The sequence below is a fragment of the Phyllobacterium sp. T2-21 genome (genome assembly GCF_055378485.1).
Map to the genome: position 1 here is coordinate 718,754 of NZ_AP027912.1, position 12,545 is coordinate 731,298.

Here is a 12,545-nt window from a genome sequence, read left to right on the forward strand (position 1 = left end):
ATGAGCAAGCACATAACCCCTGAAGAGGCGGCAAACCTCATCCCCGACGCAGCGATCGTTTCGGTCTCGTCGTCGAGCGGCCTTGGCTGCCCCGATCTGATGCTGAAAGCCATCGGCGCGCGTTTCGATGCGACGGGCCATCCGCGCGATCTGACCACGCTGCATCCCATTGCGGCGGGTGACATGAGCGGCATCAAAGGCATCGATTACATCGCCAGGAAGGGGCTGCTCAAGCGCATTCTCGGCGGCTCCTACCCTTCCGGGCCTTCGACCGCCGAACCGCCGCTGATCTGGCAGATGATCGGCAATGACGAGGTGGCTGCCTACAATATTCCTTCCGGCATCCTGTTCGACATGCACCGCGAGGCGGCGGCCAAGCGTCCGGGCGTCCTGACCAAGGTCGGGCTCGATACATTCGTTGACCCGGACCGCCAGGGCTGCGCCATGAATGCTTCGGCCGCCCGCGAGCCGGTGGTCCGCAAGATCGAGTTTGAGGGCGAAGAGTGGCTGTTCTTCAAACCCGTTATCCCGCAGGTCGCCATCATCCGCGCCACCACGGCGGATGAGCGCGGTAATCTGACCTATGAGCATGAGGGCGCATATCTCGGCGGCTTCGATCAGGCTCTAGCCGTGCGCAACAATGGCGGCATCGTCATTGCGCAGGTCAAGCGCATCACCAAGAGCGGTTCGCTCAAACCGCATGACGTGCGCGTTCCCGGCATTCTCGTTGATTATGTCGTCGTCGACCCCGACCAGAAGCAGACAACACAGACCGTCTACGATCCGGCTATCTCAGGTGAAATCTTCCATCCGCTCGACGATTTCGCCCTGCCGGATTTCAACATCCAGAAGGTGATTGCCCGTCGTGTCGCGACGGAGCTTGAGGCAGGCAGCGCCGTCAATCTCGGTTTCGGCATCTCTGCCAATGTCCCGCGCATCCTGCTCGAAGAGGGCCTGCATGGCGCGGTGACATGGGTGATCGAGCAGGGGCCGGTCGGCGGTATCCCGCTTCTCGATTTTGCCTTTGGCTGCGCCTCCAACGCCGAAGCCTTCGTGCCGTCTCCGCACCAGTTCACCTATTTCCAGGGTGCGGGTTTTGATGCCTCGCTGTTGTCCTTCCTCGAGATCGACAAATCCGGCTCGGTCAACGTGTCCAAGCTCAGCTTCCGCCCGCATGTGACGGCCGGTGCCGGTGGTTTCGTCGATATCACCGCGCGGGCCCGCAAGATCGTCTTCTCCGGCATGTTCAATGCCGGCGCGAAGGTGCATGTGGCCGATGGCAGGCTGGTCATCGAGAAGGAAGGCAAGCTGAAGAAACTGGTCAACGAAGTCGAGCACGTCACCTTTTCCGGCCGCCGTGCCGTGGAGCAGGGGCAGGACATCACCTATGTCACCGAGCGCTGCGTCATGGTCTTGCGCCCGGAAGGCATCGTGCTGACCGAGATTGCGCCGGGTGTCGATCTCCAGACCCAGATTCTCGATCAGTCGGAATTCCCGCTCATCGTTGCCGGCGATCTGAAACTGATGGCGGCAGAGCTCTTCGCCGAAGGGCCTTTCGGGCTGAAGCTGCCGCAGAAACCGGAAAGGACGCTCCATGGCTGAGCCCCGCATCACGGTTGACTTCAACGGTCCTGTCGCAACCATCACCGTGTCGCGCCCGGAAAAACTCAACGCTTTCGATATTGCCATGCTGAAGGAGCTTTCAGCCGCGTGCGACGAATTGGAGGCCAATGCCGATATTCGCGTCGCCATCCTGACCGGTGCCGGCAAGGCCTTTTCCGCAGGCGGCGACATCAAGGCCTGGGCGGCGATGACGCCGAATGAATTCGGTCACGCCTGGGTTCGCTTCGGGCATCGCGTCTTCGAGCGTCTGGCGACGTTGCGCGTGCCATTGATTGCCGCGCTCAACGGTCATGCGCTGGGCGGCGGGCTGGAGCTTGCCGCTGCTGCCGATATTCGCATTGCCGAAACGCATATCCGCATCGGCCTGCCGGAGACGGGCCTCGGCATGGTGCCGGGCTGGTCGGGAACGCAGCGGCTTGTCCGCCGGTTTGGGGCACAGGCTGTCCGCCGCATGGCTTTGGGCGGCGAAATCTTCAGCGCGACCGAAGCGGCCGCGCTCGGGATCGTCGACCACGTGGTGGAAACCGGTGCCGCCGTCACCGCCGCGCAGGCCTATGCCGAGCGGATCGCGAGGCGCGGACCGGCTGCGGTGGAAGTGGCGAAACTGATGATTGCGTCGGCTAACGGCGAAGACAATGGCACGGCGGTCGAAGCCCTCGGCTCGATCCTCGTTGCCAAAACAGCGGACCTGAAAGAAGGTGTTTCGGCCTTTGCCGAAAAGCGTGAGCCCGTGTTCAAGGGAGAATGGTAATGACGGTTCTGATGCGGCCACAAGCGCTCGACAATTTCAAGGTGCGCGAATTCCAGATGCTGATCGACGGCAAATGGACCGATGGTGCAGAGGGTGGCGTGATCGAGCGCAAGAGCCCCGGCCACGGTGTCGTGGTCTCGCGCTATCAGGCGGGCACGAAAGCCGATGCGGAGCGCGCCATCCGTGCCGCCCGCAATGCCTTCGATAACGGTCCATGGTCGCGCATGACCGGCGCCGAACGCTCGAATATCCTGCTCAAGGCGGCAGATCTGATTGCGGCACGTTCCGACGAACTTGCCTATCTCGACTGCATTGAATCCGGCAAACCAATTTCGCAGGCCAAGGGCGAACTGGGCGGCGCGGTCGACATCTGGCGCTATGCCGCCGCGCTCGGCCGCGATCTGCATGGTGAAAGCTACAACACGCTGGGTGACGGCACGCTGGGTGTGGTCCTGCGTGAGGCGATCGGTGTCATCTCCATCATCACGCCGTGGAATTTCCCCTTCCTTATCGTCAGCCAGAAACTGCCCTTTGCCCTGGCTGCCGGCTGCACGGCCGTTGTCAAGCCGTCCGAACTGACCTCGGGGTCGACGCTCGTTCTCGGTGAAATCCTGATGGAAGCCGGTGTTCCCGCCGGCGTCGTCAACATCCTTGCCGGTACGGGCGCCGAGGTCGGCGCGCCGATGACCACCCATCCGGATGTCGATATGGTCTCGTTCACAGGCTCGACCCTTGTCGGCAAGCTGACGATGGCCAATGCCGCCCAGACGCTGAAAAAGGTCTCGCTGGAGCTTGGCGGCAAAAACCCGCAGATCGTTTTCCCCGATGCCAATCTCGATGATTTCATCGATGCGGCGGTATTCGGCGCCTATTTCAATGCGGGCGAATGCTGCAATGCCGGCTCACGCCTGATCGTTCATCGGGATATTGCCGATGAGGTCACGCAGCGTGTTGCCGCGCTGTCGGCCAAGGTCCGCGTTGGCGATCCGCTTGATCCGCAGACCAAGGTCGGCGCGATCATCACGCCGGAACATCTGGCCAAGATCGACACCTATGTGCGCAATGCCGCATCGGCGGGCGCTGCCGTTTCCCATGGCGGTACGCCGCTGGATCTCGGCCTTGGGCAGTATATGAACCCGACCATTCTTTCGGCGGTGCAGCCGGATATGGCCGTCGCGCGTGAAGAAGTGTTTGGTCCTGTGCTTTCCGTGCTAACATTCGAAACGATGGAAGACGCCATCCGGATTGCCAATTCCATCGACTACGGCCTGTCGGCAGGCGTATGGAGCCGCGATTTCGATACGTGCCTGACGGTAGGCCGCCGGGTACGTGCCGGAACCATCTGGATGAACACGTTCATGGATGGCGCAGCGGAGCTGCCGTTCGGCGGTTATCGCCAGTCTGGCCTTGGTCGTGAACTGGGCCGTCATGCGGTCGAGGACTACACCGAGACCAAGACCCTGAACATGCATATGGGGCGGAGGATATTACTTTGGGCGTCGAATTAAATCGATTGTATTCGCCATTCGGCTTATTGTATGAATGGGGCAGGCTGAGGGATAACTGAGGTCTAGGGTAGTGGGAATTTTATCTTTTTTTCCTTGGGAGGAATGAAATGAATAAGTTGATGAATACGGTTGCTGCGGCAGCCATGCTGCTCGGCACGGCCACGATGGCCCGCGCTGCCGAAAACGTCGAAGTCCTGCATTGGTGGACATCCGGCGGTGAGGCGACAGCGCTGGAAGTCCTGAAGAAGGATCTGGAAAAGAAGGGCATCACCTGGTCCGACATGCCTGTTGCCGGTGGTGGCGGTACGGAAGCCATGACCGTTCTGCGCGCCCGTGTCACCGGCGGCAACCCTCCGACAGCCGTACAGGCCTTGGGCTTCGACATCACCGACTGGGCCAAGCAGGGCGTTCTTGCCAACCTTGACGATGTCGCATCGAAGGAAAAGTGGGCCGACGTTATTCCCGGCGCGCTGCAGAACTTCTCCAAATATGACGGTCACTGGATCGCCGCACCGGTCAACGTCCACTCCACCAACTGGATGTGGATCAACAAGGCTGCACTCGACAAGGCTGGCGGCAAGGAACCCAAGAACTGGGATGAACTGATTGCCCTTCTCGACAACTTCAAGAAGCAGGGCATCACGCCGATCGCCCACGGCGGTCAGCCATGGCAGGACGCGACGATTTTCGACGCGGTCGTGCTGTCGCTCGGCAATGACTTCTACAAGGCGGCTTTCATCGATCTCGATCCCAAGGCTTTGGGCGGCGCGAAGATGAAGGAAGCGTTTGACCGCATGACCAAGCTGCGCTCCTATGTGGATGACAACTTCTCCGGTCGCGACTGGAACCTTGCCTCCACCATGGTTATCGAAGGCAAGGCCGGCGTGCAGTTCATGGGCGATTGGGCCAAGGGCGAGTTCGTCAAGGCCAAGAAGGAGCCAGGCAAGGATTTCGTTTGCATGCGCTTCCCCGGCACCCAGGGTTCGGTCACATTCAACTCCGACCAGTTCCTGTTCTTCAAGAAGAGCGATGCTGAGCACAAGTCGCAGCTCGTCATGGCGTCGTCGATCGAGAGCCCGACCTTCCAGTCCGCTTTCAACGTCGTGAAGGGTTCAGCTCCGGCGCGTACCGATGTGTCCGATGCAGCCTTCGATGCCTGCGGCAAGAAGGCGATCAAGGACCTAGCTGAAGCCAACAAGGCCGGCACGCTCTACGGTTCCATGGCCCATGGCTATGCGGTTCCGGCCGCCATCAAGAATGCGATCTATGACGTGGTTACCCGCGAATTCAACGGTGACCTGACATCAGACGCAGCGGTCAAGGAACTCGTTTCCGCCGTGGACGCTGCCAAGTAAGCGCGCTCCTTCTGTCCGGGGCGCAAAGCCCCGGACAGGTTCCCGTGAACAAGCACGGCAATGACAAGAACTTAAGAGTTGAAGGGGTGAGGCTATGGATACCCGCAGCCGCATACAGGACTTGATACCCAAACTGGTGTTGGGGCCGAGTTTTCTGATTGTCCTGATCTTCGTCTATGGCTTTATCATCTATACGGGCGTCCTGTCGTTCACCGACAGCAAGATGCTGCCGTCCTTTGGTTTTGTCGGACTGGAGAATTACCGCAAATTGTGGGCTCTGCCGCATTGGTGGCGGGCCATCACCAATCTGGGTATTTTTGCCTCGCTCTATATCATCATCTGCACCGTCATCGGGCTTGGCCTTGCCATCCTGCTGGATCAGAAGATCCGCATCGAAGGTTTCTTGCGGCCGATCTACCTCTATCCCATGGCGCTGTCGTTCATCGTGACAGGTGTTGCCTGGAAATGGTTCCTCGATCCCGGCATCGGCCTTGAGAACACCATGCACCAGTGGGGCTGGACCAGTTTCGCCTTCAACTGGATCAAGGATTCCAAGATGGCGATCTATACGGTGGTGATCGCTGCCGTCTGGCAATCCTCCGGCTTCGTCATGGCCATGTTCCTTGCCGGACTGCGCGGCGTCGACAACGAGATCATCAAGGCGGCACAGATCGATGGCGCGTCCACCGCCATGATCTATCGCCGCATCATCATCCCGCTCATGCGTCCGGTTTTCCTGTCGGCCTTTGTCGTGCTCGCCCATCTCGCCATCAAGGCGTATGACCTGGTGATCGCGCTGACCGGCGGCGGCCCCGGACAGGCAACCGAACTGCCCGCGACCTTCATGTATTCCTATACGTTTACACGCAATTCCATGGGCATCGGCGCGTCCTCGGCCATCATCATGCTGATCACCATTTTCGCGATCATCATTCCCTATCTCTATTCTGAAGTCAGGGGAGGCAGCAAATGAGTGCTCCGAGTCCGGACAATGCCATCTCCAGCGGCAAGCTGACCCGCATTCTTATCTATATCGCTCTGCTGGTCTTCGCCTTTTACTACCTTTTGCCGCTCTACGTCATGGTGGTGAATTCGCTAAAAACCCTCGATGAAATCCGTCAGGGTGGCATGCTGTCGCCGCCGCATGAATGGACCATCGAGCCCTGGCTTGCGGCCTGGTCCACGGCCCAGATCGGCGTGCAGCCGACAGGTTTGAAGCCTTACTTCATCAACTCGATCATCATGGTCATCCCGGCCGTGGCGATTTCAACGGTGCTGGGCGCGCTGAACGGCTATGTGCTGACAAAGTGGCGGTTCCGCGGCTCGAACGTCATGTTCGGCATGCTGCTGCTCGGCTGCTTCATTCCGTTCCAGATCGTCCTCATACCCATGGCGCGGGTTCTCGGCGCCCTCGGAATGGCCGGCACCATTCAAGGCCTGATTTTCGTGCACGTGATCTACGGTCTCGGTTTCACCACGCTGTATTTCCGCAACTACTACGAAGCATTCCCGACGGAACTGGTCCGCGCTGCGCAGATCGACGGTGCCAGCTTCTTCCAGATTTTCTGGCGCATCCTGCTGCCGTCGTCGGGTCCGATCATCGTGGTGTCCGTCATCTGGCAGTTCACCAATATCTGGAACGACTTCCTGTTCGGCGCCTCGTTCTCCGGGTTCAGCAGCACGCCGATGACGGTCGCGCTCAACAATCTCGTCAACTCGTCGACGGGCGTGAAGGAATACAACGTGCATTTCGCCGGCGCGATCCTCGCCGCACTGCCAACTCTTATCGTCTACATCGTTTCCGGGCGCTACTTCGTCCGTGGACTTATGTCCGGCGCCGTGAAGGGATAACCCAATGTCATTTCTCCAGATCAAGAACCTGCATAAATCCTATGGCAATGTCCCGATCTTGAAGGACATCAATATCGAGATCGACGAGGGTGGCTTTCTCGTCCTCGTCGGCCCTTCCGGCTGCGGCAAGTCCACCCTGCTCAACACCATTGCTGGGCTCGAACCGATCAGCTCCGGCGACATTTCGATCAAGGGCAAGTCGATCAGCGGCCTGCATCCGTCCAAGCGCGATATCGCCATGGTGTTCCAGTCCTATGCGCTTTATCCGAACATGACCGTTGGCGGAAACATCGCCTTCGGCATGGAAATCCGCGGCGTGCCGAAAGACGAGCGTGAGAAGGCCATCAAGCAGGTTGCCGACATGCTGCAGATCGGCCATCTGCTCGACCGCAAGCCGAGCCAGCTGTCCGGCGGCCAGCGCCAGCGTGTTGCCATGGGCCGGGCGCTCGTGCGCAATCCGCAGGTGTTCCTGTTCGATGAGCCGCTGTCCAATCTCGATGCCAAGCTGCGCGTCGACATGCGCACCGAGATCAAGCGCCTGCATCAGCGGATGAAAACCACGATCGTCTATGTGACGCACGACCAGATCGAGGCGATGACGCTGGCCACCAAGATCGCCGTGCTCAAGGACGGCATCCTGCAGCAATTCGGCACCCCGGCGGAAATCTACAACAATCCGACCAACCTCTTCGTCGCCGACTTCATGGGCTCGCCTGCCATGAACCTGCTCAAGGCGAAAATCGAGGGCGGTGCTTCGGATTTGAGCGTCGTGCTCGACCGGCCCGATTCCTCGCCGTTGCGGTTGCCGATCAAGAAGACCAACAGTGCGCTGGTGGGGCATTCCGGCAAGGATGTGATTTTCGGCATCCGTCCGGAAGCCCTGACCGATCCGGATGGGGCAGATCGCAATGCCAGTTCGCTGGTGGAAGGCGAGTGTCTGATCGACGTGGTCGAACCGGCGGGGTCCGATACCTTCGCCGTGACCAGGCTTGGCAGCAAGGAAGTGGTGGCGCGCCTGCGTGCCGACGCCCAGATCCTGCCGGGGCAGAAGACGCAGCTGGCGTTCAATCTCGACAAGGCCGTGTTCTTCGATCCGCAATCGCAGCTGCGTATCGGCGCCTGACGATCACGATGTCATGAACGCCGCATCGCAACGAAGCCAATCCCCCGATATCGTCATCATCGGTTCGGGGATTGGCGGGTCGACTATTGCCGCCGGTCTGGCGACATCAGGAGCAGACATCCTGATCCTGGAGGCGGGCGATCATTTGCCCGACCGTCCGGAGAACCGCGACCCGCGCGCGATCTTCCAGAAGGGTTTCTTCCGCCCGGATGAAAGCTGGTACGATGCGGACGGCAAAGCGTTCAATCCCGGCAATTACTACAATGTCGGCGGCAATTCGAAGTTCTATGGCGCGGTGCTGACGCGTTACCGCGCCGAGGACTTTGCCGAGATGCAGCATCTCGAGGGGGTCTCACCCGCCTGGCCGTTTGCCTATGACGAGCTGGAGCCGTGGTACGGCAAGGCGGAGGCGCTCTATCAGGTGCGCGGAAGCCAAGGCGAAGACCCGACGGAACCGCATCATTCGACGCCCTACGGCTTTCCCCCCGTGCCCGACGAGGAACCCATCGGTGTCCTGCGCAGGCGGCTGCGTGTTGCCGGTGTCCATCCGTTTTCCCTGCCGCTCGGTATCGATATCGATACATGGATGTCCCACGGCAGGACGCCCTGGGATGCACACCCCAACAGCTTCAACGGCAAGATGGATGCGGAAACCACCGCCCTTGCCCAGGCATTGAAGCACGGCAATATCCGCCTGCAGACCAATTCGCGCGTCACACGACTTGAGACAGCCGCAGACGGAAAATCGATTGCCGCTGTTCACTACGTGAAAGACGGAACAGTCTCGGTTGTCAGGCCAAAGCTGGTGATCCTCTCCGCAGGCGCCGTTCAATCCGCCGTGCTTCTGTTGCGGTCGGCTGACAGCCGCAATCCCGCCGGTCTTGCCAACCGCTCCGATCAGGTCGGCCGCAACTTCATGAATCACAACCTGTCGGCGGTCATCGGGTTCGATCCGCGCTTCCGCAATGATTCCATCTATCAGAAGACGTTCGGCTTCAATGATTTCTACCTGTCCGACGGCGAGGGCGGCGCACCGCTCGGCAATGTGCAATTGCTCGGACGGATCAGCGGCCCCGTGCTGAAGTCGGACTTGAAGCTCGTGCCCGAATGGGTGCTCGACCGGTTCTGCAATCATACGGTGGATTTCCTTGCCATGAGTGAGGATGTGCCGAAGCCGGAAAGCCGCGTTCGCGTCGATGGCGACAGGATCATTCTCGAATGGGTGCGCAGCAACTGGCCGGCACATCAGAAACTGGTCGCCAGGATCAAGTCGGTGTTGCGGGCCGCCGGATTTCCCCTCGTTCTGTCCAAGGCTTTTGACCGCAAGACCCCGTCGCATCAATGCGGCACCGTGCGGATGGGCACCGACCCGGCGCAGGCGCCGCTGGATGTCCATTGCCGCGCCTTCGACCATCCCAACCTGTTTGTCGTCGATGCCGCCTTCCTGCCGACGTCAGCGGCGGTCAACCCGGCGCTGACCATCGCCGCACAGGCGCTGCGCGTCGCCGATCACATCATTGCCGGGGAGCTTGCATGATGAGTATCCAGCCCAAACCCGTCGCCCTGATTACCGGCGCCCGGCGCGGCATCGGCCTTGGTATTGCCACGGCGCTCGCCGCCAGGGGATTTGATCTGGCGATCACCGACCTCGTGCGGGATGAAGCGGCTGATGCCGCTGTTTCAGCACTGGAATCACTCGGCGCAAAAGTACGGTTTATCGAGGCGGATCTGGCTGATCTTTCCAATCACGCGCAAACCGTCGGCGCCGTCATGGCAGCATTCGGCCGGATTGACTGTCTCGTGAACAATGCCGGCATCGGCTCGAAAGTGCGCGGTGATTTCCTCGATCTTGAGCCGGCAAACTACAATGTGATCTTTGATATCAATGTGCGGGGAACCGTGTTCTTCACCCAGGCGGTGCTGCGGGCCATGCTTGGCCGCACCGATGGCCGGGCCGCCCGTACGATCGTCAACATCACATCGGTTTCCGCGGAGTTGACCTCGCCGGAACGTCTCGATTACTGCATGACCAAGGCGGCACTGGCGTCGTTCACGCAAGGGCTGGCCGTGCGGCTTGCGGAAGAGGGGATCAGCGTTTTCGACGTGCGTCCCGGCATCATCCGCTCCGACATGACGGCCGTTGCCGCAGCCAAGTATGACAAACGCATCGCCGAAGGACTCGTGCCGATGAAGCGCTGGGGCGAGCCGGATGATCTCGGCCGCATCGTTGCGGCGCTGGCCGGCGGCGATTTCAACTTTGCCACCGGCTCGATCATCAACGCGGATGGCGCCTTATCAATCAACCGGCTCTAGTCACAGACGGACACTGACATGACTTACGATTACATCATCACCGGTGCCGGCCCTGCGGGGTGTGTGCTTGCCAATCGCCTCAGCGAGGACCCCGATGTAAAGGTCCTGCTGCTCGAGGCCGGCGGCGGCGACTGGAATCCGCTGTTCCATATGCCGGCCGGCTTTGCCAAGATGACCAAGGGTGTCGCCAGCTGGGGCTGGTCGACCGTGCCGCAGAAGCACATGAAGAACCGCGTGCTGCGCTACACGCAGGCCAAGGTCATCGGTGGCGGCTCCAGCATCAACGCACAGCTTTATACGCGCGGCAATGCAACCGATTACGACCTGTGGTCCTCGGAAGATGGCTGTGCCGGTTGGAGCTACCGCGACGTGCTGCCTTACTTCAAGCGTGCCGAAGACAATCAGCGCTTTGCCGATGACTACCATTCCTATGGCGGGCCGCTGGGTGTTTCCATGCCGGTGGCGACACTGCCGATCTGCGATGCCTATATCCGGGCCGGGCAGGAACTCGGCATTCCCTACAATCATGATTTCAACGGCAGGCAGCAGGCCGGTGTCGGTTTCTACCAGCTGACCCAGCGCGATCGCCGCCGCTCATCGGCCTCGATGGCCTATCTCGCGCCGATCAGGAACCGCAGGAACCTGACGGTCCGCATGGGCGCGCAGGTGACAAAAATCGTGGTGGAGAACGGCCGGGCCGTCGGTGTTGAAATCGCCAATGGCAATGCCCGCGAAATCATCCGCGCCGAGCGGGAAGTGCTGGTCAGTTCCGGCGCCATCGGTTCGCCGAAACTGCTGCTGCAGTCGGGCATCGGCGCGGCGGATCACCTGCGGAAAACCGGCGTTCCCGTCGTGCACAACCTGCCCGGTGTCGGCGAGAACATGCAGGATCATCTGGATCTGTTCGTGATTTCCGAATGCACCGGCGATCACACCTATGACGGTGTCGCCAAGCTGCACCGCACCCTGTGGGCGGGGCTGCAATATGTGCTGTTCCGCTCCGGTCCCGTCGCGTCCAGCCTGTTTGAAACAGGCGGTTTCTGGTACGCCGATCCCGACGCCCGTTCGCCGGATATCCAGTTCCATCTCGGGCTGGGGTCGGGCATCGAGGCGGGTGTCGAACGGCTGAAGAATGCCGGTGTCACCCTGAATTCGGCCTATCTGCATCCGCGGTCGCGCGGCACGGTGCGGCTGCAATCGGCCGATCCAATGGCCGCGCCGCTGATCGATCCCAACTACTGGAGCGATCCGCACGACCGCAAGATGTCGATCGAAGGATTGAAACTTGCCCGCGAAATCATGAACCAGGCGGCACTGAAGCCCTTCGTCATGGCGGAACGCCTGCCGGGGCCGAAATACAATTCGGACGAGGAATTGTTCGATTATGGCTGCGCCAATGCCAAGACCGATCATCATCCGGTCGGCACCTGCAGGATGGGCACCGATTCCATGGCTGTTGTCGGCCTCGACCTGAAGGTGCATGGGCTGGAGGGGCTGCGCGTCTGCGACAGTTCCGTCATGCCGCGGGTTCCCTCGTGCAACACCAATGCACCGACCATCATGATGGGCGAAAAGGGCGCCGATATCATCCGCAAGCTTGCGCCGCTGCCGCCCGCTGTGTTCAGCCATGAGCTGAATGAAAAACGCCCGCGGGCGCGGGCGGATATTCGCTGATATCGGAGATGGAGCGCCGCCGGAGCATATGGGGCCCGGCGTTGCCCGCTCCGGTTACTGACGCAGTCTCGTGTCGAGAAACACCCCGGCATCGCGCGCGGCGCTGATAAAGGCGTGGCGCGCCTTGTGGGCGGGTTTCCACCCGTCCAGGGCATCGAGACAGGCCTGCAATGCGCGGCGATAGCTCGCGCCGGTCTTCGACGGCCAGTAGCGCTGCAGGCACTCCATCGCCTCCCAGACACTGGTGATGGCCCTTTGGCCCGTAGCGTCCAGTTTCACCATGACCGGTATGGGAAAACGCTTGTCGTTCATCACTTCCTCCCTGAGTATTCTGATGAGCATGGCAT

At 60.6% G+C, this 12,545-nt stretch carries 11 protein-coding genes; 10 read left to right on the forward strand and 1 reads right to left on the reverse strand.

What is annotated here, in order from left to right; genetic code table 11:
- The 10 genes from ACZ5FP_RS03585 (at window position 1) to ACZ5FP_RS03630 (ending at window position 12,198) form a co-directional block, all read left to right on the forward strand.
- Window positions 1-1,602, forward strand: coding sequence for an acyl CoA:acetate/3-ketoacid CoA transferase (locus ACZ5FP_RS03585; RefSeq protein ID WP_464662188.1), 1,602 nt, complete (start codon window positions 1-3; stop codon window positions 1,600-1,602).
- A complete protein-coding gene (locus ACZ5FP_RS03590; protein WP_223612349.1) occupies window positions 1,595-2,374 on the forward strand; it encodes an enoyl-CoA hydratase/isomerase family protein in 780 nt (259 codons plus the stop codon). Before ACZ5FP_RS03585 ends, ACZ5FP_RS03590 begins: the two co-directional genes overlap by 8 nt.
- Entirely contained in the window at window positions 2,374-3,882 is a 1,509-nt protein-coding gene (locus ACZ5FP_RS03595; RefSeq protein ID WP_464662190.1) for an aldehyde dehydrogenase family protein, read from the forward strand. The genes ACZ5FP_RS03590 and ACZ5FP_RS03595 overlap by 1 nt, the downstream gene beginning before the upstream one ends.
- A gap of 107 nt (window positions 3,883-3,989) precedes the next feature.
- Window positions 3,990-5,237, forward strand: a complete 1,248-nt coding sequence (locus ACZ5FP_RS03600; protein WP_346304993.1) for an ABC transporter substrate-binding protein — start codon at window positions 3,990-3,992, stop codon at window positions 5,235-5,237.
- Between the two features lie 94 nt (window positions 5,238-5,331).
- Window positions 5,332-6,210, forward strand: a complete 879-nt coding sequence (locus tag ACZ5FP_RS03605; RefSeq protein WP_105733954.1) for a carbohydrate ABC transporter permease — start codon at window positions 5,332-5,334, stop codon at window positions 6,208-6,210.
- Entirely contained in the window at window positions 6,207-7,088 is an 882-nt protein-coding gene (locus ACZ5FP_RS03610) for a carbohydrate ABC transporter permease (RefSeq protein ID WP_464662193.1), read from the forward strand. Before ACZ5FP_RS03605 ends, ACZ5FP_RS03610 begins: the two co-directional genes overlap by 4 nt.
- 4 nt (window positions 7,089-7,092) lie before the next feature.
- The gene (locus ACZ5FP_RS03615) at window positions 7,093-8,211 is read left to right on the forward strand and encodes an ABC transporter ATP-binding protein (protein ID WP_223612345.1); all 1,119 of its coding nucleotides are present in this window, start codon (window positions 7,093-7,095) and stop codon (window positions 8,209-8,211) included.
- A gap of 13 nt (window positions 8,212-8,224) precedes the next feature.
- A complete protein-coding gene (locus ACZ5FP_RS03620) occupies window positions 8,225-9,748 on the forward strand; it encodes a GMC oxidoreductase (RefSeq protein ID WP_464662195.1) in 1,524 nt (507 codons plus the stop codon).
- Entirely contained in the window at window positions 9,748-10,524 is a 777-nt protein-coding gene (locus tag ACZ5FP_RS03625; protein WP_464663162.1) for a 3-ketoacyl-ACP reductase, read from the forward strand. Before ACZ5FP_RS03620 ends, ACZ5FP_RS03625 begins: the two co-directional genes overlap by 1 nt.
- Window positions 10,525-10,542: 18 nt before the next feature.
- On the forward strand, window positions 10,543-12,198 hold the full coding sequence (locus ACZ5FP_RS03630; RefSeq protein ID WP_464662197.1) for a GMC family oxidoreductase: 1,656 nt from the start codon (window positions 10,543-10,545) through the stop codon (window positions 12,196-12,198).
- Between the two features lie 54 nt (window positions 12,199-12,252).
- Here the strand turns inward: ACZ5FP_RS03630 and ACZ5FP_RS03635 are convergent, their stop codons facing one another.
- On the reverse strand, window positions 12,253-12,510 hold the full coding sequence (locus tag ACZ5FP_RS03635; protein ID WP_464662199.1) for a DUF982 domain-containing protein: 258 nt from the start codon (window positions 12,508-12,510) through the stop codon (window positions 12,253-12,255).
- Window positions 12,511-12,545: the final 35 nt, after the last annotated feature.